The 18957-nt window shown below is 62.5% G+C and carries 24 protein-coding genes and 4 tRNA genes; 12 read left to right on the top strand and 16 right to left on the bottom strand.

Annotation, left to right across the window (positions count from 1 at the left end; translation table 11 throughout):
- Positions 1 to 97: 97 nt before the first annotated feature.
- From AC522E_RS02920 to AC522E_RS02900, 5 genes are all read right to left on the bottom strand, one after another.
- Positions 98 to 451 carry a response regulator gene (locus AC522E_RS02920; RefSeq protein ID WP_500748901.1) on the bottom strand — a complete coding sequence of 118 codons (354 nt, stop codon included), beginning with the start codon at positions 449 to 451 and terminating at the stop codon, positions 98 to 100.
- A gap of 412 nt (positions 452 to 863) precedes the next feature.
- A complete protein-coding gene (locus AC522E_RS02915) occupies positions 864 to 1643 on the bottom strand; it encodes an ElaB/YgaM/YqjD family protein (protein WP_500748900.1) in 780 nt (259 codons plus the stop codon).
- Between the two features lie 18 nt (positions 1644 to 1661).
- Positions 1662 to 2060 carry a DUF3618 domain-containing protein gene (locus AC522E_RS02910; RefSeq protein ID WP_500748899.1) on the bottom strand — a complete coding sequence of 133 codons (399 nt, stop codon included), beginning with the start codon at positions 2058 to 2060 and terminating at the stop codon, positions 1662 to 1664.
- Positions 2057 to 2452 (bottom strand): phage holin family protein, encoded by a 396-nt coding sequence (locus AC522E_RS02905; protein ID WP_500748898.1) that lies wholly within the window; start codon positions 2450 to 2452, stop codon positions 2057 to 2059. The genes AC522E_RS02910 and AC522E_RS02905 overlap by 4 nt, the downstream gene beginning before the upstream one ends.
- A 13-nt stretch (positions 2453 to 2465) precedes the next feature.
- Positions 2466 to 2999, bottom strand: a complete 534-nt coding sequence (locus AC522E_RS02900) for a hypothetical protein (protein WP_500748897.1) — start codon at positions 2997 to 2999, stop codon at positions 2466 to 2468.
- A gap of 184 nt (positions 3000 to 3183) precedes the next feature.
- On the opposite strand from AC522E_RS02900, the gene AC522E_RS02895 reads away from it, so the two are divergent.
- The gene (locus tag AC522E_RS02895) at positions 3184 to 4158 is read left to right on the top strand and encodes a YihY/virulence factor BrkB family protein (RefSeq protein ID WP_500748896.1); all 975 of its coding nucleotides are present in this window, start codon (positions 3184 to 3186) and stop codon (positions 4156 to 4158) included.
- A gap of 9 nt (positions 4159 to 4167) precedes the next feature.
- On the opposite strand, the gene AC522E_RS02890 is transcribed toward AC522E_RS02895, so the two are convergent.
- Complete coding sequence (locus AC522E_RS02890) at positions 4168 to 4554, bottom strand: helix-turn-helix domain-containing protein (RefSeq protein ID WP_500748895.1); 387 nt, start codon at positions 4552 to 4554, stop codon at positions 4168 to 4170.
- A gap of 115 nt (positions 4555 to 4669) precedes the next feature.
- Here AC522E_RS02890 and AC522E_RS02885 point away from each other — a divergent pair, with 115 nt between their 5' ends.
- The 3 genes from AC522E_RS02885 (at position 4670) to AC522E_RS02875 (ending at position 6358) form a co-directional block, all read left to right on the top strand.
- Positions 4670 to 5401 (top strand): LuxR family transcriptional regulator, encoded by a 732-nt coding sequence (locus AC522E_RS02885; RefSeq protein ID WP_500748894.1) that lies wholly within the window; start codon positions 4670 to 4672, stop codon positions 5399 to 5401.
- 83 nt (positions 5402 to 5484) lie between these two features.
- Positions 5485 to 6126, top strand: coding sequence for an acyl-homoserine-lactone synthase (locus AC522E_RS02880; RefSeq protein ID WP_500748893.1), 642 nt, complete (start codon positions 5485 to 5487; stop codon positions 6124 to 6126).
- A gap of 34 nt (positions 6127 to 6160) precedes the next feature.
- Positions 6161 to 6358, top strand: a complete 198-nt coding sequence (locus AC522E_RS02875) for a hypothetical protein (RefSeq protein ID WP_500748892.1) — start codon at positions 6161 to 6163, stop codon at positions 6356 to 6358.
- 92 nt (positions 6359 to 6450) lie between these two features.
- Here AC522E_RS02875 and AC522E_RS02870 read toward each other — a convergent pair whose 3' ends face one another.
- Positions 6451 to 6945: a YciE/YciF ferroxidase family protein gene (locus AC522E_RS02870; protein ID WP_500748891.1), complete on the bottom strand. Its 495-nt coding sequence runs from the start codon at positions 6943 to 6945 to the stop codon at positions 6451 to 6453.
- Positions 6946 to 7091: 146 nt separating this feature from the next.
- On the opposite strand from AC522E_RS02870, the gene AC522E_RS02865 reads away from it, so the two are divergent.
- On the top strand, positions 7092 to 7322 hold the full coding sequence (locus tag AC522E_RS02865; protein ID WP_500748890.1) for a YgaP-like transmembrane domain: 231 nt from the start codon (positions 7092 to 7094) through the stop codon (positions 7320 to 7322).
- Positions 7323 to 7397: 75 nt separating this feature from the next.
- On the opposite strand, the gene AC522E_RS02860 is transcribed toward AC522E_RS02865, so the two are convergent.
- The 8 genes from AC522E_RS02860 to AC522E_RS02825 all read right to left on the bottom strand — a co-directional run bounded on the left by AC522E_RS02860 (position 7398) and on the right by AC522E_RS02825 (position 12063).
- Positions 7398 to 7667 (bottom strand): GlsB/YeaQ/YmgE family stress response membrane protein, encoded by a 270-nt coding sequence (locus AC522E_RS02860; protein ID WP_500748889.1) that lies wholly within the window; start codon positions 7665 to 7667, stop codon positions 7398 to 7400.
- 133 nt (positions 7668 to 7800) lie between these two features.
- A tRNA-Asp gene (locus AC522E_RS02855) sits at positions 7801 to 7877 on the bottom strand.
- 11 nt (positions 7878 to 7888) lie between these two features.
- Positions 7889 to 7963: transfer RNA gene (locus AC522E_RS02850), tRNA-Gly, on the bottom strand.
- A gap of 24 nt (positions 7964 to 7987) precedes the next feature.
- Positions 7988 to 8063: transfer RNA gene (locus AC522E_RS02845), tRNA-Ala, on the bottom strand.
- Between the two features lie 108 nt (positions 8064 to 8171).
- Positions 8172 to 8248: transfer RNA gene (locus AC522E_RS02840), tRNA-Arg, on the bottom strand.
- Positions 8249 to 8366: 118 nt separating this feature from the next.
- Positions 8367 to 9794: a sensor histidine kinase gene (locus tag AC522E_RS02835; protein ID WP_500748888.1), complete on the bottom strand. Its 1428-nt coding sequence runs from the start codon at positions 9792 to 9794 to the stop codon at positions 8367 to 8369.
- 11 nt (positions 9795 to 9805) lie between these two features.
- Complete coding sequence (locus AC522E_RS02830) at positions 9806 to 11269, bottom strand: dihydrolipoyl dehydrogenase family protein (protein ID WP_500748887.1); 1464 nt, start codon at positions 11267 to 11269, stop codon at positions 9806 to 9808.
- Positions 11266 to 12063, bottom strand: coding sequence for a TVP38/TMEM64 family protein (locus tag AC522E_RS02825; RefSeq protein ID WP_500748886.1), 798 nt, complete (start codon positions 12061 to 12063; stop codon positions 11266 to 11268). The genes AC522E_RS02830 and AC522E_RS02825 overlap by 4 nt, the downstream gene beginning before the upstream one ends.
- Positions 12064 to 12329: 266 nt before the next feature.
- On the opposite strand from AC522E_RS02825, the gene rpmH reads away from it, so the two are divergent.
- The 4 genes from rpmH to AC522E_RS02805 all read left to right on the top strand — a co-directional run bounded on the left by rpmH (position 12330) and on the right by AC522E_RS02805 (position 15483).
- Positions 12330 to 12464 (top strand): 50S ribosomal protein L34, encoded by a 135-nt coding sequence (rpmH, locus tag AC522E_RS02820; protein ID WP_027314822.1) that lies wholly within the window; start codon positions 12330 to 12332, stop codon positions 12462 to 12464.
- Between the two features lie 20 nt (positions 12465 to 12484).
- The gene (gene rnpA, locus AC522E_RS02815) at positions 12485 to 12928 is read left to right on the top strand and encodes a ribonuclease P protein component (protein ID WP_500748885.1); all 444 of its coding nucleotides are present in this window, start codon (positions 12485 to 12487) and stop codon (positions 12926 to 12928) included.
- The gene (gene yidC, locus AC522E_RS02810; RefSeq protein WP_500748884.1) at positions 12921 to 14765 is read left to right on the top strand and encodes a membrane protein insertase YidC; all 1845 of its coding nucleotides are present in this window, start codon (positions 12921 to 12923) and stop codon (positions 14763 to 14765) included. Before rnpA ends, yidC begins: the two co-directional genes overlap by 8 nt.
- 79 nt (positions 14766 to 14844) lie before the next feature.
- The gene (locus AC522E_RS02805) at positions 14845 to 15483 is read left to right on the top strand and encodes a CatB-related O-acetyltransferase (RefSeq protein ID WP_500748883.1); all 639 of its coding nucleotides are present in this window, start codon (positions 14845 to 14847) and stop codon (positions 15481 to 15483) included.
- A 15-nt stretch (positions 15484 to 15498) separates the two neighbouring features.
- On the opposite strand, the gene AC522E_RS02800 is transcribed toward AC522E_RS02805, so the two are convergent.
- Positions 15499 to 16083: an NUDIX domain-containing protein gene (locus tag AC522E_RS02800; RefSeq protein ID WP_500748882.1), complete on the bottom strand. Its 585-nt coding sequence runs from the start codon at positions 16081 to 16083 to the stop codon at positions 15499 to 15501.
- Positions 16084 to 16305: 222 nt separating this feature from the next.
- Between AC522E_RS02800 and AC522E_RS02795 the strand changes: the two genes are divergently transcribed.
- The 3 genes from AC522E_RS02795 to AC522E_RS02785 all read left to right on the top strand — a co-directional run bounded on the left by AC522E_RS02795 (position 16306) and on the right by AC522E_RS02785 (position 18911).
- On the top strand, positions 16306 to 17811 hold the full coding sequence (locus AC522E_RS02795; RefSeq protein WP_500748881.1) for a CYTH and CHAD domain-containing protein: 1506 nt from the start codon (positions 16306 to 16308) through the stop codon (positions 17809 to 17811).
- A 75-nt stretch (positions 17812 to 17886) separates the two neighbouring features.
- The gene (gene yihA / locus AC522E_RS02790) at positions 17887 to 18543 is read left to right on the top strand and encodes a ribosome biogenesis GTP-binding protein YihA/YsxC (protein WP_500748880.1); all 657 of its coding nucleotides are present in this window, start codon (positions 17887 to 17889) and stop codon (positions 18541 to 18543) included.
- A complete protein-coding gene (locus tag AC522E_RS02785; RefSeq protein WP_500748879.1) occupies positions 18540 to 18911 on the top strand; it encodes a DUF423 domain-containing protein in 372 nt (123 codons plus the stop codon). Before yihA ends, AC522E_RS02785 begins: the two co-directional genes overlap by 4 nt.
- Positions 18912 to 18957: the final 46 nt, after the last annotated feature.

Raw genomic sequence — 18957 nt, 5'->3', positions numbered from 1 at the left:
GGGACCACTTGTTCCATCCAGCCAGGGAGGTTCGTCCCGGCACGCTCCGTCCTGCACCATGGCGGAAGCCGGGAAGTGGAGCTCTGACCTTCGGACCTCAGGCCAAAGGGGCCAGGGATGCGGTCTGACCAACAGAGCGCAGAATGGTATCCTCTTCGAACGGCTTGGGTATGAAAGACGCCCTTTTCAGGGAGACTGGCATATCGCAAGGCAGCGAGGCGGACACGAAGGCAAAGGGAATCCGCCTCTGAAGTAGTTCTTCGGCAACTCCAAAGCTTTTTCCTCCAATCACGTCAATATCAAGCAAGGCATAATCGAAATTATCAGACAGATGCTCTTTAACATCCTGGATTGAACTATAGACGCCGACGATCTCATGGTCTTTTTCCTCCAGGATGGCCTGCAGGTCCATCGCGATGAAAGGATCGTCTTCAAGGATCAGAATACGCACACCACAACTCCCTCATCCCGGATTTATCGGCATTGCATACCGTCCGCCCAGCGAAGCAATTTTGTGTCGCGAACGTAATGCGAACGAACGAGCGGGCAGCTCGGTTCCGGCCTTAAGTTCGATCCGGGGCTGCTCAGAAGAGCTATGGTTAAAATTCAGTTAATTTCTTCTCTCGCCGCGTTCCGACTGCGTCTTTCGGGCGCATGACTTGAAAGTGTCATATACAGCTTTTATCTTTATCTCAACCGGCGAGACTATCGGCGCCGGATACGGTCACGATGCTGAATTCATGACGCCGGATGTACGCGCATGACTTCGCCGTGGCCGTTGCTTTTCTATCCTGACTGTCCGCGCGTGGCGCGCGAAAAAGCGCCGGCGGTAGGCCGGCGCCTTCCAGGTTCGGCGCATCCGATCAATGAGGATTGGCGTTCGAGCGACCAGCCCGGAACTCACTTTCGTGGCGGCTGAAGCGATCCTCGTCCCCGTTGAACGCTTCTTCCACATATTCCCGTCCGCGCTCCGTCGCTTCGCGAGCGTAGCGAAGGCCCTGGTTGCGAACCTCGTCGGCCCACTCGCCGAAGGCTTCGTTCTCGCGCCGGGTCCGCGGCAGCAGTGCACCGATCAGAAGTCCTGCCGCCAGGCCCACCAGACCCACCACCATCGGATTTTCCGAAACGTAGTTTTGCACGCTGTTTCGTGCGCGACCGAACTGCCGTGTCGAACGCTCCCTCATATCGCCGAAGCGCTCTTGCTGGTGGTGATAGCGGTCGGAGGCCCAGTCCGAGGCACGCTCATAAGTGTCCTGAGCCCAATCGGAGGCATGCTCATAGACGTCCTCGGCCTTCTGCCGCGCCACATCCGCGGCTTCACGGACCTTGTCACCTGCCTGCTGAGCGGTTTGCTGCGCCTTGTCCGCGACGCCGCCCCTCGGGGATTGTTCCTGCGAACGCCCACTGTCCGAGCCCTGGCCGCCTGAGCGCGAGGAGGACGCGGAAACGCCCTGGGTGGACCTGCTCGCCGTCTGGCCTCCACCTTGAGCATGCGGCATGGGCGATTCGCCGACGTGACCGAGGGAGGTGCCGGCTGAGATCTTGGCGCCGGAGCTGCTATCCGAGCTGCCGCCGCTTCTCTGCTGATTCTGCTGGTTCTGCTGCGAGGGCGACTTGCCTGTTTCATTCTTCGGGTCAGCCATATAGATCTCCTGTTGAACTCAAATGCGCATGTTCACGCCCCGGCGACGTTCCATGACGTCCTGGGGGGATTGCAGAGTGGATGCGCCGGACTCGTAGAGACGAGGTTCCTCCGGATAGGCCGGGAGATCCTCGTCGGACATGACGCGCACATGGGTACGCACCCTCGGCTTGCGTCCTAGACGATAGAACAACAGCCCGAGCCCGGCGGCGATCAGCATCACCGGGACCGGGTTGCGCCGCACCGTCGCCAGAACATGGTCGAAGGCAGGGGCGTAGCGCCCATTGCGCGCAGTTCCGAGCATGTCATCGACAACACCAGAGACGGACAGCCTGCTCTGAAGCTGGTCGATGGTCAGATCGAGCTTGGCCCGGCTCTGTTCGATATCTCGTTCGAGTTCCTCGATGCTCTGCGTCATCCAGCGACCCTTTCAGACAAAACCTCGGCGTCACGCTTGATCGACCGGACGGTTCGTTGCGGCGCGAGACCCGAGAGCGACATCGCATGCCGCCCGTACAATCCGAGCCCAATAGCGATGACAGCCAGGGCGCCACCGACGATCAGTGCGGCAAGCGCTTCTGAATGGACGACCGTTGCAAGCCATTTCACCAGCGAGTCGGTGAAGAGCATGATTGCAGCGATGGCGAAGATCGCAGCGACGACGATCAGGGCGAGGCCCATGAACAGCGTGCGGACGTTGCTCGTGACCTCGGTGCGGAAAAGAGCAAACTCTTTCTGCGCCAGTTCACTGCTGTCGCGTATCGCCTCGACAACGAGGCCCTGGATGGTCTGGTAGTCACGATCCGACATGGTCATGCTCCCGTCAGCTGGTCGCATTGCCATTGCGGGCCCGTTGGCGCCGCACATTGCGCTTGCTACCCTGGGGCCGCGGCGGCGTATAAGCCTCGTCGCGAAGATCTTCCGCCGTGCTCTTGATGAAACGTGCGGCGAGGAAGCCGATCGCAACCGAGACGGCAGCGACCGTCGCCGGTCTCTGTCGAGCGACGTTTTCGATGTCGTTGAAAATGTCGGCGAAGCTGCGGTCACGGATCGAATCCGCAAGGTGCTCGAGCCCCTCGGCCGCACTGTCGACGACAGCCTGGATGTTCGGACGGTCTTCGAACGATTGCGTCGATCCTCGCAATGAATTCGCAAAGTCGGCGACCGACTGCGCCACGTCGCTTTTCCGACGATCCGCATAATCCGTCGCCTGCTCGCGGGCGGCATCGATGAAGTGCCATCCCTGCTCCACGGCGGCATCGGCAATGTCGCTGACATCGCCCTTCAGGGTGTCCCAATTCTCGTCTTCGCCCTGACGCTGGCGATTGCTGTCGCTGCCTTGCTGTCCCACGCTCATGGTATCCTCTTTCGATCGCGATGAAGTAACCCCTTGAAGCGCAGCATGTTCCGCAAGAGGCAGCGCTGTCCGGAAGCGGAGCCGTATCGGACACCGGAGCGGCAACAATTGCCCAGCATCCGCGTTCAGACGTATGGACAAGTTTGCACCTGGGGGCAGCATGGGCGACGCGGTCTCGGACCGAGTGAATAAGCTGAGAGCCAGCGAGCACGGACGCGGTCGGAATGCCACGCGGCCCCTCCAGATCCCGTGGCTTGGGTGGAAGGATATCCTCCTCCGCCTCAGGGACGAAATCCGGGAGGATCGCGTCGGCACTGTTGCGGCCGGCACCGCGTTCTTCATCCTCCTGTCGCTCTTTCCCGCCCTCGCCGCTCTGGTCTCGCTCTATGGCCTGTTCGCCGATCCGATTACGATCGGCGAACACTTGGCTGACATGCGGGGCTATATTCCTTCGGCCGCCATCGATCTGATGGCCGGAGAGCTCCACCGTTTGCTCGGCAACCGCACAAGCGCCCTCGGCCTGAGCTTTGCCGGGGGCGTGCTCCTTGCCCTGTGGAGCGCGAACAGCGGAATGCGGGCGTTGTTCGATGCCCTCAACGTGGCCTATGACGAGACGGAAAAGCGCAGCTTCCTCCGGCTTCTCCTTATTTCCCTCGCCTTTACGCTCGGGATGGTCGTGTTTTTCATTCTGCTGATCAACCTGATCGTGGGCGTTCCGCTTGTCGTGCGGTTTCTCCGGCTGGGTTTCGTCGGAGACGTCCTGATCACGGTTCTGCCGGCAATTTCGATGTTCGGCGTCGCCTTGATCGGCTTGGCCATGCTCTATCGCTATGGCCCAAGCCGCGAGATGGCGAAGTGGAGTTGGATCACGCCGGGCTCCATCATTGCCGCCGTGATCTGGCTCGCGGTCTCCGTTCTGTTTTCGTGGTATTTATCGAACTGGGCTGACTATTCGGCAGCTTATGGCTCGCTCGGCACCATCATCGGCATGATGATGTGGATTTATCTGTCTCTGTGGGTCGTCCTGGTCGGCGCCGAGATCAACGCGGAGATTGAGCACCAGACTGCGCAGGATACCACGACCGGCCCGGCAAGGGCCATGGGCGCGCGCGGGGCGGCCATGGCGGACGACGTGGGCGAGGCGCGGGCGCAACCGTAAAGAGGCCCTTTACCGAGCCGAGGCCAGCCAATCCACCAGATCGACGACCTTCTTGCGGACCTCGCCATCCGGAAGGCGCATGAAACTTCGCACCAGCCGCTCCCCTTCGGGAACGAGCAGGAAGTCGCTCATGCTCCCCTCCCCTGCCGGTCGGACGAGCCCGAGTTCCGGCAAGCCCTCGAAAAAGAACTCGATGCCGACGCCGAGGATCTGCGCGATGGCCACGAGCCTGCTTGCGCCGATGCGGTTGAGTCCCTTCTCGTATTTCTGGACCTGCTGGAAGGTCAGCCCGAGGGCCTCTCCCAGCTTTTCCTGGCTCATTCCGATCGTCATCCGGCGAAGGCGGACCCGATTGCCGATATGCCGGTCGATCGGGCCAGGGGACTTTTTCTGCACGGGTCTCTCCAACACTTGTGCAAGCATAGTGCCAATCGATCCCTCTGCAAAACCCAAAGTTGAGTATTAAATATTTTTCCTCTATTGGTTGTGTTTATTTCCGAGGGAGGTCCCCATGACCGGTGACCGTGTCGATCCTGCGAGGGAAGCATTCGCCTTCATCGAAGGGCTCGATCTCCTGACGGCGCCCCAAGGCGTCATCGACGCCATGGAGCGCTCGTTCTCCCGGTTCGGCTTCGAGAACTTCATCATGTCGGGGCTTCCCCATGCCGATCAGCGGATCGAGAGGCTCGTGCTTCTCAAGAAATGGCCCATGGAGTGGTTTCGACTCTATACGGGCCAAGCCTACGACCGGTACGATCCCGTGATCGGCTATTGCCGGCAGACAGTCCAACCCTTCGAATGGGCAGAGGCCCCTTACGATCCCGACACCCAGCCCCGGGCAGCCACTGTGATGCACCAGGCCAGCGAGTTCGGCATGCGACAGGGCTATTGCCTTCCCATCCATGGCCTCAACGGATACGAGGCCTGCCTGTCCATGAGCGGCCGCCAGCTCGATCTGAATCCGCAAACGAAACCGGCCATCCACCTGATGGCCATGTACGCGTTCGAGCGTGTCCGGCAGATCCTCTCGCCGTCGAAACAGGCAAACCCTCTCACTGCCCGTGAGCAGGAAACCCTCCGCTGGGCTGCAGCCGGCAAATCCGCCCTCGACACAAGCATCATCCTGGGCGTGACCGAGAGAACGATCACCGCCCATATGGCCAGTGCGTGTCACAAGCTGAGTGCCGTCAACAAGACCCATGCCGTAGCGCGGGCCCTCCAGCATCGGCTGATTCAGCTCTGACGCTGGGATACCTGTAATTTTCTACAATAGGCATCCCGCGTTCGTCGTGAACATTGGTCTCCGAGCCATCGGAGACCACTGGCATGACATGGGTTCACGTTATCACTGCGGAAAACAGGCGGTTCTACAGCGACGTCCTTGATGTCTACCACCGCGCCCGGCATGACGTCTTCGTCACGGAGCGGGGGTGGCGGGCGCTCGATCGCGTCGACGGCCGCGACATTGACGAATTCGACGACGATCATGCAACCTATCTCCTGGCATTGGAAGGCGATCGCCTGGTGGGCGGCCTGCGGCTTTATCCGACACTTCGGCCGCACATGATCAGCGAGGCGTTCCCGCATCTCGTGCACGGCCGCGTGCTTCGTGGCGCCACAATCCTGGAATGCACCCGCTATTTCGTTGTCAGGGAAAGACGCATGGGCCGCACCGATTGCCGCCTGCTCGCAGCCTTCCAGCAGTTCTGTCTGGACGAGGGCATGACCGAGGTGACGGCGGTTGTCGAAATGTGGTGGTTGCCCCGCTGGCAGCAGGCAGGATTCAAGGTCAGGCCGCTCGGACTGCCCGTGATGGTCGAAGATCAGCCGTGCCTGGCGGTTGCCATTGCGATCGCAACCGACAGCCTCGACCATCTACGTCAACTCGCAGGGCTGAAGGGTCCCTGCTTGGTCCGGCAGGGCCTCTCGTGTCCTCCTCATGTAAAGGTGTCCCATGCGGCGGCATGACGACCCAGCTTACGCAACCCTTGTGCAGGAGGAGATGATGAGGGCCGTCGGCGACAGCATTCTCCAGCTTATAGCTGGACTTCCGCCGATCTCACGCCTGCGGGTTCTGGCATTCCTGCATCTTCTCGAACAACCGGAATCCCTGAGGACACGGCTTGAGGTGGATTCGTCCGGGGATTTGCGGCTGACCCTCGCAACAGCCAACCTGTCCCCCGAAGGTCCGCCGCATTGAAGTATCAATGCGGCGCCGACAGGAGCCACTCCGCACCTCGTCGTGGCGCAGGGTGGCTCATGGTTGCGGCATGGAGACCTGGGACAGGACGATTATGCGGCTTTGATATTGACCCGCGATTCGGCGAGCTTGGTGAGAAGCTCGTCCGTCTTCTTTTCCTCGGCGAGGTTCTCCTCGAGAAGTCTTGCCGCATCCTTCATGCCGAGTTCCATGGCCCATGTCTTCAGGGTGCCGTAGCGGGTGATTTCATAATGCTCGACAGCCTGGGCGGCGGCGAGAATGCCGGCGTCGAGCGCTTCGCTCTCGGCGAAATCCTCCATGACTTCCTTGCCTTCTTCGATGATCCCGTTAATCGCTTCGCACTGGACGCCACGAGCGGGCTTACCCATCATCTTGAAGACTTGCTCCAGGCGCTCGATCTGGCCCTCGGTTTCATCGCGGTGCTTCTCGAACGCCTGCTTGAGTTCTTCCGAGTCGGCATTCTTCGCCATCTTGGGCAGCGCCTTCAGGATCTGCTTCTCGGCGTAGTAGACGTCCTTCAGGGTGTGAAGGAACAGATCGTTCAAAGTTTTCTCTTTGCTCGGCATAACGGCAACTCCTTATCGTTGAGCTTGGACTCAACGACAGCCCGGTTGGCTGGTTCCGACGATTCCGATGGCCGCCTGAAATTCGCGCATCCGGAACCACATCTGGAAGCGTCGCGTTGCGGTTAAGGTTTTACAGGAGATTGAACGTGGCCAACGGGACCTCGGACGAACAGAACCTCACGACTTTGGAACGTGCCGCCTATATCGTGGCAGGCCTCGGACTGGCCGCGGCGGGTGCAAAGCCTCGTCCCAATCCGCTCTTGAACGTGGCCGCGCTCCTCGGCGGTTCCTACCTCGCCTGGAGAGGCTACGTGGGGAACTGTCCTGTGAAGGCGGCCCTGTTCGGCCCTGAGGATTCCACCAGGCGTATCGGCTGACGGGGCACATGCGAAAACGGGCTGCAAGGCGCCTCGCCTGCAGCCCGTTTCCCCGTGAGCGAAAGTCAGCAGCCCTCAATAGGACGAGGTGGAACGGCTCCGCCCCGCAATCAGGCCCCAGATAAACAGAACGACGACCGCGCCAACGATCGCGCCGATGAAGCCGGCACCTTCGTCCGCCCGGTACCAGCCGAGCGCCTGACCCAGATATGTGGCCACGAACGCACCGACAATGCCCAGGATCGTGGTCAGAATGAACCCAGAGGGTTCGTTCGATCCAGGCATGATGAGCTTGGCGATGACGCCTGCGACAAAGCCGATGATAATTGTCCAGATGATACTCATGAGATGTTCCCCGTGTCCGGTAGCCCACAGGAAACGCACAGAAGTGGCTAAGGTTGCGCCGGCGAATCGATTGCTGTGGAAATCATAGGGAGCCTCGAGCGCTCAGGGCGAAGCTTGGCTGGACCGAATCGACTGGCGCGGGCGACGGGGCTCGAACCCGCGACCTCCGGCGTGACAGGCCGGCACTCTAACCAGCTGAGCTACGCCCGCGCATCGATGTTTGGAGCGGGCGAAGGGATTCGAACCCTCGACCCCAACCTTGGCAAGGTTGTGCTCTACCCCTGAGCTACACCCGCACGCTCCGTCAATGTCGTTTCGGTTGGTGGAGCCAGGCGGAATCGAACCGCCGACCTCTTGAATGCCATTCAAGCGCTCTCCCAACTGAGCTATGGCCCCGAACCGAACAGACAATGTCGCGCCCCGGCACTCGGCCTGACGACCAAGCTCCGAGGTTAGTCCCTCCTCAAAGCAGCACGATGCTGATCGAAGATTCCTTCATAAGAATGGCGCGCCCGAAAGGATTCGAACCTCTGACCCCCAGATTCGTAGTCTGGTGCTCTATCCAGCTGAGCTACGGGCGCTTACTCGGCAGCTGCTTGCGAGAAGCAGCGTTGTCCGGAGGACGGCTGAATTAAAGGGTTCGGATCGGGTTGGCAAGCCTCTTTATGACGAAGCTGCGCAGGACAGCTCGAAATTTTTTCACGATGGCGCTCGATCGGGGATCTGCACGCGGAAGCACGTGCCGGTATCGCTCTCTGCCAGTGCAATCGTTCCGCCGTGGAGCTGGACAAGTTCCGCAGTGATCGCGAGCCCGAGACCGGTGCCGCCCTTCCGGACCGAACCCTGGAACGGTGTGAAGAGTCCCGTCCGGAGGCGCTCGGGAATTCCGGGGCCATTGTCCTTGACGTCGATGACGACCGTGCTGCCCTGACGCGTCGCCGTCACCGCGATCCGCGGCGCCCCCTCGAGGGTCCCGGCTTGGCTCAGCGCCTGCACAGCGTTGCGGACGAGATTGACCAGGATCCGCGACAGCTGATCCGGATCGGCGTCGATCATCAGCCCTTCCGGCACCTGCCGATCGAAGGCGATGCCATGTCCCGGCGCGAGATCGGTCAGGTGAGCGAGGTCCTCGACCAGAGGCGCGAGCGGAACCAATTGGCGCTGGGGAAGGCGCTCCGTCGCGCGTCCATAGGCCAGCGTCGCCTCGCAGAACGAGATGGCGCGGTCGAGCGTGGCGACGAGACGCGGTGCGACCCGCTGGACACGCTCGTCGCCCACGCGGTCGAGGCGATCCGTGAGAAGCTGGGCCGTGGTGAGCATGTTGCGCAGTTCGTGGTTGATCTTGCTGACGGCCAGCCCGAGCTCCGCTAACCGCCGCTTCTGGCGGAGCTCGTCCGCAAGCGCCGTTTCCATGCGCGCCAATGCCTGCTCGGCGAGGCCGATCTCATCCGCTCGCTCGGTCGGCTGGATGACGCGCGAGGCGTCCTCGGGATTGCGCGAAAATTCGGCGATGTTACCCGTGAGCCGCCGCACGGGACGCACGATCACCCATTGCAGGGCAAGGTAGACCAGGCAGGCCGTCAATCCGGAGATGAACAGGGAGACCAGCAGGATGTTGCGCGAGAAGATCAGCATCGCATTGCGCAGCGGCCTCATGTCGAGCAGCATCTCGACGAAGTCGACGCCCATGCCCGAGCCGATGATTCGGACCGGATGGCTTGGCGGGGCGATCATGAGTTCGAAAGCGTCGCGGATGCTCTCGGCCCATGTCACGCTCCGGAGGTCCACCGTCTTGCCCACTTCGGAAGGCATGTCGCCGGTCGCGAGGAGGCTCCGCCGCCCTCCGCCACGGATGGCAATGGCCTTTGCGCCGACCCCGGAAAGGATCCGCATTTCGAGTTCGCCCGCCGGGTTCTGATCGGGGGCAGCGTCGAGCACGAGAGCGGCGATCTGGGCCGCCGCCAACCGGTCGTTCAGCCATGTCAGGCGGAAATTGGCGACGGAGGGCACGTAGATCAGCACCTCCGCGATCATGACGAACAGCACGGTCAGAAGGAGCAGGCGCGCCGAAAGCCCGAAACGCTTCAGGAATCCTCCCTTGAGGAAATTCGGTCGCTCGGCTCTCATCCGGACCCTTCTTACCCCAGGCGCCTGACGAAGCCGAGCAGGCGCCTCACCCAGAGATTCTGCGCCGTTGGCTTCAAAAATTCCACTGCGGCGCTTTTTGTGATCTCGGACAGCGTGGGATAGGGGTAAACCATCCCCGCCAAGTCGGTGATTTTCAAGTTCTTTGCCATGGCAAGGACCCATGGCCCGATCAATTCGCCAGCCTGGGGACCCACGATCGCGCAACCGAGGATACGGCCATGGGGTGTCACAAGGGCCTTGATATGACCCTCCATGAGGCCTTCGGTCTGCGCGCGAACGTTGTCGGCGAAGGACCACCTCAGGATCCGGATGTCCGCGTGCTGTGCTCGTGCCTCTTCCTCCGTCAGCCCGGCGGCCGCGAATTCCGGGTCGGTCGAGATGACTCGCGGGATCGGCTCGGCTCCGATCCGGATGGGAAGCCGGAACAATGCGTTCCGGATGACGAGGCCGGCCTGATGATTCGCCTCATGAGTGAACCGGCCCCCATTCCCGCTCGCGCAGCCACCGATGGCGTAGACTCTTGGATTCGTGGTCCTCAGGCCGTGGTCGACCCTGATTCCGGATGCGTCTGCCGAGATCCCGGCCTTGCCGAGATCGAGGCCGTCGAGCCCGGGTGAGCGGCCCATGGCAACCAGAAGGTGGCTCCCCTCGACCCTTGTCTCGGTTTCTCCGTCCCTGAGGATCACGGCAAATTTCTGATCCGTCCGCGGCTCGACGGACGCGATCGTCACGCCTGTGCGGAGGGTCGTCCCCTCGGACCGGAGAGCCCGCTCGATCACGCCCGCCATTTCGGCATCCTCGCCGGCGAGGATGCGCTCTCCGGCTTCGATCACCGTGACCCGGACGCCGAGACGCCGATAGGCCTGAGCCATCTCGATGCCGACGGCACCGCCGCCCAGGATCACGAGATCGTCCGGCCTGGCGGCAAGGTCGAACAGGGTGTCCTGGGTCAGGAAAGGAATGCCATCGAGGCCGGGAATGTCCGGAATCGCCGGCCGTCCGTCCGTGGCGACAATGAATCGGCGCGCCTGGACGCTGGTTTGCCCCGCCAGCACCGTCGAACGGTCGACAAAACGGCCCTCGGCCTCGAGGACCCGGACCCCCATGGCCGTATAACGCTCGCGCGAATCCATAGGAGCGACCGATCGGACCGTCTCCTGGATGCGGTCCCGAACCTTGGCGAAGTCGATGTCCGGCTCCTCGCCGGAGCCGATGCCGAAACGCCGGGCGTGGCGGCAGAGGTTCGCACGGCGGGCAGCGGCGATCAGTGTCTTGGCGGCGATGCAGCCGGGCTTGTGGCGCTCCGCTCCAGCCCTGCCCTGCGCGATGAGCACGACGGACGCCCCCAGGGAAACCGCCTGGGACGCAGCCGAAAGCCCAGCCGAACTGTCGCCGATGATGCAGAGATCGGGCCTGAGAATGTCCTTGGGGTCGACTTCACGGGCAGGGGTCACGCTTGCTCCTTTTGGCGCCATTCCCGCCATCGCCGCAGGAGGATGGGGGAAAGCGCCAGGATACCCAATACTGCCAAGGCGACCAGCAGCTCCGTCGTCACCAGATTTTCAGGGCTCAAGGACAATTTACAATCGGCCTTGGCGGCGCCCAGACACTGCCGGTAGATCTCCTCCTGCCGATCCACGACGGCGTCGAGACCGGATCCGGCGATCGCGAAAGCCAGCGAGTTCGGGATCAGGCCGAGCTGGGTCGCAATCACGAAGGTTTTCAGGCGGACTCCGAAAACGGCCGCGGCAAGATTCGTGATCCAGAACGGCATGACAGGCAGGAGGCGGAGGAAGAGCACATAGGAGAAAGCCTCTTTCCTGAAGCCCTTCGCCAGGGCCTGGAGACGAATGCCTGCCCGGCGCTTGAGAAAGTCCCCCAGTGACGTACGGGCGATCAGGAAGATGTTCGTCGCCCCAACGGTCGCAGCCATGGCCGCGACAGTACCGCCCAGCGCCCAGCCGAACAGGTAGCCGCCCAAGGTCGTCAGGAGAGCGGAAGCGGGAATGGAAATACTGACGATGATGACATAGGCCAGTGCGTAGATGGCGACGGCCGCCCCGTAATGATCGGCAACGAGCCGCCGGATGCCGTCGTCGTGTTGGACAAGGGTTTCCAGGCTCAGGGTCCGGTGGAGGCCTGTGGCAAAGAATGCGGCGGCTGCAATGATGACCATCGCCAGGGGAAGGAATCGCCACAGCCTGCCCGGTGCCTCCCCCGCCCCGTCCTGATGCCGACCTATTGCCACGTTGCCGCCTCTGTCATTTCCCCTCATTTAGACCGGGAGGCCGCCGAGCCCAAGCGGAGGTCACTTCCTCGTGAGGGCAGCCTTCGGCGCGGTTGCAGGCCGGGAGAGCGTTGACTTTGGCCCTCCCTTCCGTCATAAGCCCGCAAGCTGACGGCGCTCGCTTTGGGCGCTGATCGTTTTTTCGAGACAGTTTCGGGGTTTTCCCCACACATCCAGACGGGCGCGAGCCTTCGAGCACCGCTGCCCCATTCGACCGGAGATGAGCCGTGAAAAGGACGTATCAACCGAGCAAGCTCGTTCGCAAGCGCCGCCATGGTTTCCGTGCGCGCATGGCGACCAAGGGTGGCCGTAAGGTCATCGCCGCTCGCCGCGCCCATGGCCGCAAGCGCCTTTCGGCGTAACCGGCATCCAGGGCGGACCGGTGCGCGACCATCGCGCAGGCTCGGTCGGGCGCCTGACGAAACGATCTGACTTCGTTGCGGCGGCCTCGGGCCGCCGCTTTCATACGGAGCGGATGACGGTCCAGGGCCGCCTGCGCGACGATCGGAAAGACGTCCGCCTGGCCGAGAGCCTCCGGATCGGCCTGACGGTCACCAAGCGTGTCGGTCATGCCACCGAGCGCAATCGGATCAAGCGGCGGCTTAGAACCGCATGCCGGACGGCGGGTCTGGACTATGCCGATCTCCATGCCGATATCGTGGTGATCGGACGACGCGACATCCTGACCGCTGACTATAACGTGCTCATCGACGACCTTCGGCGGGCGTTGCATGTCGTTACCAAGCCGAAGACGGCGCGGCCCGTGGGCCGCCCCAATCCCCCCTCACCTCCTGACGGCGAGCGTCGCGGACATTCCCATGCTTAACGAGAACAAAAACCTCATCGTCGCCATCGTGCTGTCGATGGCGGTTTTGATTGGCTGGCAGTACTTCTTTGCGGCGCCGGAGGCTGAAAAGCACCGTCAGGCCACTCAGACCGCCCAGCAATCGACGCAGGTCACCCCAGGCACACCAACCCCGAGCCAGGCAGGTGGGCCATCCGCCCCGGTCCCCGGCACGGTTCCGGCGACGCCTTTGGCTCCGGTCGCCGAGTCTCGTGAGGCCGCCTTGGCCCGCTCGCCCCGCGTTGCGATCGAGACGCCCGCCATCGCCGGCTCGATCAACCTGCGCGGTGCGCGCATCGACGACGTGTCTCTGAGGACCTATCATGAGACAGTCGACCCCAAGAGCCCGAATATCGTGCTCCTGTCGCCGTCGGGCAGTCAGAACCCGTATTACGCGGAGTTCGGCTGGGTCGGTGCCCAGGCCGATTCCGTGCCGGGGCCCAATACCGTCTGGACTGCCGACAAGGACAAGCTGACCCCTTCATCGCCCGTGACCCTGACCTGGGACAACGGCAAGGGCCAAGTCTTCCGGCGCACCATTTCGGTCGATGACAAGTTCATGTTCACGGTGAAGGATACCGTCGAGAACCGCGGTACAGACCCCGTAACCCTACATCCCTACAGCCTCGTCTCCCGCCACGGCCGGCCGACGACGCTGGGCTACTACGTCCTCCACGAGGGCATGATCGGCGTTCTCGGCGATCAGGGCCTCCAGGAATACACCTACGCCAAGCTCGACAAGGAAAGCCCGGTCTCGGGCCAGGGTGTCGTCGGCAAGGTGTGGGACGGGGTGACCGGCGGCTTCCTCGGCATCACCGACAAGTACTGGGCAGCGGCCGTCATTCCCGATCAGATGCAGGGCTATCAGGGCTCGTTCACCGTCCGGCAGGACCCGAACGGACCGACCTATCAGGCCAATATCCTGGGCACGGCGCAGATTGTGCAACCGGGCGCGACCTTCGACATGACGCAGCGCGTGTTCGCTGGCGCGAAAGAGGTGACCACGGTCGACCAATACGCCACGAACCTGAAAATCAAGAACTTTGACCTCCTGATCGACTGGGGCTGGTTCTACTTCATCACCAAGCCGCTCTTTAAAGTCCTCGATTTCTTCTACAAGCTCTTCGGCAATTTCGGCATCGCGATCCTGCTCGTGACCGTGATCCTGAAAGCCCTGTTCTTCCCGCTGGCCAGCAAATCCTATGCCTCCATGGCGAAGATGAAGGCTGTGCAGCCGGAGATGGCGGCGATCCGCGAGCGCTATGCTGACGACAAGATGAAGCAGCAGCAGGCGCTGATGGAGCTCTACAAGAAGGAAAAGATCAATCCGGTGGCCGGGTGCTGGCCGGTCCTTATCCAGATCCCGGTTTTCTTTGCGCTCTACAAGGTGCTCTTCGTCACCATCGAGATGCGCCATGCACCGTTCTTCGGCTGGATCCGCGACCTCGCAGCGCCTGATCCGACCTCCGTCTTCAACCTGTTCGGCCTGATCCCCTTCAATCCGGGTTCAGTCCCGGTGATCGGTCACTTCCTCATGCTCGGTGCCTGGCCGCTCATCATGGGCGTGACCATGTGGCTCCAGATGAAGATGAATCCCGAGCCGCCGGACCCGGTCCAGAAGCAGGTCTTCGCGTGGATGCCCGTGATCTTCACGTTCATGCTCGGCTCGTTCCCCGCAGGCCTCGTGATCTACTGGGCCTGGAACAACCTGCTCTCGGTCACCCAGCAGGCGTTCATCATGAAGCGCAACGGGGTCAGGATCGAACTCCTGCACAACCTGCGCAGCACCTTCGGAAAGAAAGCCCCGGCCAAAGGCTGATTGTCGAGGCGGGCCGTCGTTACGGATCCCCGGGGCCACGCTCCGGGGATTTTTCGTTCCGGCAGATACGGAGAGGACCATGATCGGACCGGACCCCAAATCGCCCCATCCCATGCCCGGTCACCCGAGGGTCGGGTTTCTCAAGGCTTTCGTAGACCAATCCAACATCGAGGTCGGGGACTACACCTATTACGACGATCCGCGCGGTCCGGAGGGATTCGTAGAGCGTTGCGTCCAGCATCACTACGACTTCATCGGCGACCGCCTGATTATCGGGAAGTTCTGCGCCATCGCGACCGGCGTTGTCTTCATCATGAACGGCGCCAACCACGCCATGACGGGGTTCTCCACCTATCCCTTCAACATCTTCGGAGGCGGTTGGGAGACAGGATTCGATTGGGCGACGATCCAGGCCGGTTTCAAGGGCGATACGGTGATTGGCAACGATGTCTGGATCGGGCAGGAGGCGACATTCCTGCCGGGAGTCCGGATTGGCGACGGCGCGATCATCGCGGCACGATCGGTCGTCACCGCCGATGTCCCACCCTACACCATCGTCGGCGGCAACCCGGCCAGGCTCATCCGCAGACGGTTCCCGGAGGATGTGACCCAGGACCTCCTCGCCATTCGCTGGTGGGACTGGAGCCCGGAGAAGGTCGCACGCAACCTGAATGCCATTCGCGGAACGGATCTGAAGGCTCTGCGCGAGGCCGTCTGAGCGCGGCGCAGGAGTTCACGCCTGCATCAGCCCCTTCAGCTTCATATGCTGGAGCAGCACGATCGTCTTGGCATCGACGATCTCACCCCGGTCGATCATCAGAAGCGCCTCGTCGAGGGTGGGCTCCAGAACCTCGATATCCTCCCCTTCCTCCTCGGCTCCTCCGCCAGCTCCGGTGGAATCATCGGGAGAGTAGCGCGCCACGAAGAACACCAGTTGCTCCGTGACGCTGCCAGGGCTCATGAAAGCCTGCAGGACGCGCTGCGGTTCACGCAGGCGGTAGCCCAACTCCTCCTCGGCCTCGCGGCGAATGCAGGTTTCCGGATCGTCGTCGTCGAGAAGGCCGGCGCAGGCCTCGATCAGGGGAGCAGGATGCCCGCTCACGTAGGCAGGCAGCCGAAACTGCCGGACCAGGAGCACCCGGTTGCGATCCGGGTCATAGGGCAGGATGACGGCCCCGTTGCCGCGATCGTATGTCTGGCGGACCTGCCGCTCGATCCGCCCGTCCCGGCGCGTATAGTCGAAAACCACCTTCTTCAATATGGCCCAATCGTCCGACAGGACCTCCACGGACTGGATCTGAACGGGTTCGCTTTTCACGACGGATTTCCCTCAAAGACATGGGCCGGCACGTTCTCATGGCACACAACAAGCACATGAATGTCCCGATTTCACTCCGACAGGATCGACAGTCTGGGCCTCATTTTTCGATGAGCAGCCGCGCTGCCTCCGTTGCTCGTTTTCCTTGTGGCCCTAGATAGTCCTGGTGGAACCTTCGTGATTGCGCCCATGCACCAAGCTCGCCCCCCTCAGGCTGTGCCCATGCAGGCAATGTCGGCACCGCGCGAAGTCGAGTTGAAACTCGAGCTGGCCTTCGGCACCATGGAGGATCTCCTGACGCACCCGCTCCTTGAACGGGCCAGGGCCGCGCCGGAAAAGAGCGGCTCCCTCCGAGCCACCTACTACGACACGCCGGACCTGGCGCTGCGCCGCGGCGGCTTCTCCCTCCGGCTCCGGGAGCATGGCGGGCGCGTCGTCCAGACCCTCAAGATGGATCGCCGGGAACCCGGCCTTGCTCTCGACCGGGACGAATGGGAATGGCCTGTTCAAGACAATCTCGACCTTGACGCCGTATCCGCGACCCCGCTTGGCACCCTCGTCGCCGGCCCGACCGTTGCCCCTGCCCTCAGGCCCGCTTTCACCCTGGAGACGGACCGACAGGTGTTCGAACTTGCGCATAAGGGCGCGCTTGTCGAGATCAGCCTGGACCGTGCCGAGGCCAGGGCGGGTGCAAAGACCTCCCGCTTTGTCGAGATCGAGCTTGAATTGAAGGCCGGGGAAATGTCGGCCCTGTTCTCCCTCGCGCGGCAGTTCGAGGATGTGGTCACCCTGCGACTTTCGATGCTCACGAAGTCAGAACGCGGGTATCGTCTCCTGGCCGAATCCGAGGACGAGGTGGCCCGGGCCCAGCCTATTGCCGTGCCGCCGGAATGGAACAGCGCGGAGACCTTTCAGGCCATCGCGAGGGCCTGCCTTCATCAGATCGTTCGAAACGAGGAGATCGTGCGCCGGACCCGTGCCCCGGAGGCATTGCACCAGATGCGCGTCGGGTCGAGACGGCTGAAGTCGGCGATTTCCCTGTTCGACACGATGCTGACGGACCGCGAGAGCAAGGCCGCCATCAAGGAGCTGCGATGGATCGGGCGGAAACTCGGTCGGGTGCGCGATCTCGATGTCTATATGCACACGCTGCACGATCGAGGGCTCGACCTCGATCGCTCTGCTCTGTCAGAGGCGGAACATCGCCGGGTGCGAGCCTATGGTTCTCTGGTTCGGACATTCGAGAAGCCGCGCTTCGTGAAGGCCATTCTCCTGCTCGCCGCCTGGATCGAGGCGGGCCGATGGCTGTCTCGCCGGAAGGCAAGTCGCCTGGAGGCTCGGGCCCTTCCGGCAGCGAAAAGGGCCGGCGGCGAACTCGGGCGCCGTTGGAAGCGGATCCGCAAACGGGTTCCGCGGATCAGAGAGGTCGATGACCAGAAGCGCCACCGGCTGCGCATCAGGATCAAGGACCTGCGCTACGGGATCGAGTTCTTTGCCTCGACCTTCCCGGGACGGAAGGCCGAAAGTCGTCGCAGGTCCATGCTGGCTGTCCTCGAGGACCTGCAGGACGAGCTGGGTGGGATGAACGACCTGATCGTGAGCGAGCAGCTTTTCCCCGACCGGACGTCGTCCCAGAAGCGACACTCCCAGGCACGCATGACAAAGCTCATGTCGCACGCGGAGGCCTCCGCCAGAAAGCTCCGAGGCCTCAAACCGTTCTGGGACTAGCCCGGTGCCTCGCACGGCCGCGGAATGACGCGTGGGCGCCTTGAACAACGGAGCGCGAGCGCCGATAAGGAGCACATGACAGATACGGCACCCGACACCGATCCGTTCTTCGAGATCGGCCGCAAAATCTTCGCTGGCGAGGCTGACTTCAAATGGGCGGCGAACTCGCTGAAGAACCTCCCGCCCATGAGCCAGGTGGAGATCGCCTTTGCCGGGCGCTCCAACGTGGGCAAATCGAGCCTCGTGAACGCCCTGACGGGACGCAACACGCTCGCCCGTACGTCCCACACCCCGGGGCGGACCCAGCAGCTCAACTTCTTCGATATCGGCGGCCGGTTTCAGCTCGTGGATATGCCCGGCTACGGCTATGCCGCGGTCGAGAAGGAAAAGGTGCAGGCCTGGACCCAGCTGATCCACGATTATCTGCGCGGACGGGCAAGCCTCGCCCGCGTCTATGTCCTGATCGACGCGCGGCACGGCATCAAGCCGGTCGATGAGAACGTGCTCGAAACCCTGGACAAGGCAGCAGTTTCCTACCAGATCGTGTTGACCAAGGCGGATGAATTGAAGGCCGGCGAGATCGAGAAGCGGATCGCCGACACAGCCCAGAACATCGCCAAGCGTGCCGCAGCCTTTCCGGTCATCATTCCGACCTCGAGCCGTACCGGCGCGGGCATTCCGGAACTGCGCGCGCAAATCGCCCGGCTCCTGAGCGAAAGAGGCGGCACATGATTCTGCCGGACCGGCTGCTGGTCGTCGCGGCCGGCCTGGCAGGCTGCCTCGGAGTCGCACTCTCGGCCGCCGCAGCCCACGTGACCGCTGGAGGCCAACTGCTGACCGCAGCGCAATTCCTTCTCTTCCATGCACCGGCTCTTCTGGCCCTTGGTGCACTCGCCGGGGTCGGAGCCCTCCATCCCAAGGCTGCCCGGCTGGCTGGTTATGTGCTTGTCCTGGGGCTCATCCTCTTCTGCGGCGACCTTTCCCGCCGGACTTTCGCGGGCACTGCCCTGTTCCCGATGGCGGCGCCGACCGGCGGAACCCTCCTGATGATCGGCTGGCTTCTCGCCGGTGCCGCGGGCCTTCTTCGGCAAAGATCCTGAAGTCCCTGTTCCCAGGGCGGTCCCCTTCGGCTAGAACCGTCGCCGT

The organism is Microvirga sp. BF8, from assembly GCF_059888585.1.
The sequence above is the reverse complement of the archived record's forward strand: the minus strand, read 5'-3'. Positions and strand labels throughout refer to the sequence as shown.

Excerpts from the sequence above, each read along its gene's own strand:
- AC522E_RS02835 (WP_500748888.1), bottom strand. The coding sequence starts at position 9,794 with ATGAGAGCCGAGCGACCGAATTTCCTCAAGGGAGGATTCCTGAAGCGT.
- yidC (WP_500748884.1), top strand. The coding sequence starts at position 12,921 with ATGCTTAACGAGAACAAAAACCTCATCGTCGCCATCGTGCTGTCGATG.
- AC522E_RS02875 (WP_500748892.1), top strand. The coding sequence starts at position 6,161 with ATGATGAGGGCCGTCGGCGACAGCATTCTCCAGCTTATAGCTGGACTT.
- AC522E_RS02905 (WP_500748898.1), bottom strand. The coding sequence starts at position 2,452 with ATGTCGGATCGTGACTACCAGACCATCCAGGGCCTCGTTGTCGAGGCG.
- AC522E_RS02880 (WP_500748893.1), top strand. The coding sequence starts at position 5,485 with ATGACATGGGTTCACGTTATCACTGCGGAAAACAGGCGGTTCTACAGC.
- AC522E_RS02885 (WP_500748894.1), top strand. The coding sequence starts at position 4,670 with ATGACCGGTGACCGTGTCGATCCTGCGAGGGAAGCATTCGCCTTCATC.
- AC522E_RS02785 (WP_500748879.1), top strand. The coding sequence starts at position 18,540 with ATGATTCTGCCGGACCGGCTGCTGGTCGTCGCGGCCGGCCTGGCAGGC.
- AC522E_RS02910 (WP_500748899.1), bottom strand. The coding sequence starts at position 2,060 with ATGACGCAGAGCATCGAGGAACTCGAACGAGATATCGAACAGAGCCGG.
- AC522E_RS02915 (WP_500748900.1), bottom strand. The coding sequence starts at position 1,643 with ATGGCTGACCCGAAGAATGAAACAGGCAAGTCGCCCTCGCAGCAGAAC.
- AC522E_RS02805 (WP_500748883.1), top strand. The coding sequence starts at position 14,845 with ATGATCGGACCGGACCCCAAATCGCCCCATCCCATGCCCGGTCACCCG.
- AC522E_RS02795 (WP_500748881.1), top strand. The coding sequence starts at position 16,306 with ATGCAGGCAATGTCGGCACCGCGCGAAGTCGAGTTGAAACTCGAGCTG.
- AC522E_RS02900 (WP_500748897.1), bottom strand. The coding sequence starts at position 2,999 with ATGAGCGTGGGACAGCAAGGCAGCGACAGCAATCGCCAGCGTCAGGGC.
- yihA (WP_500748880.1), top strand. The coding sequence starts at position 17,887 with ATGACAGATACGGCACCCGACACCGATCCGTTCTTCGAGATCGGCCGC.
- AC522E_RS02860 (WP_500748889.1), bottom strand. The coding sequence starts at position 7,667 with ATGAGTATCATCTGGACAATTATCATCGGCTTTGTCGCAGGCGTCATC.
- AC522E_RS02870 (WP_500748891.1), bottom strand. The coding sequence starts at position 6,945 with ATGCCGAGCAAAGAGAAAACTTTGAACGATCTGTTCCTTCACACCCTG.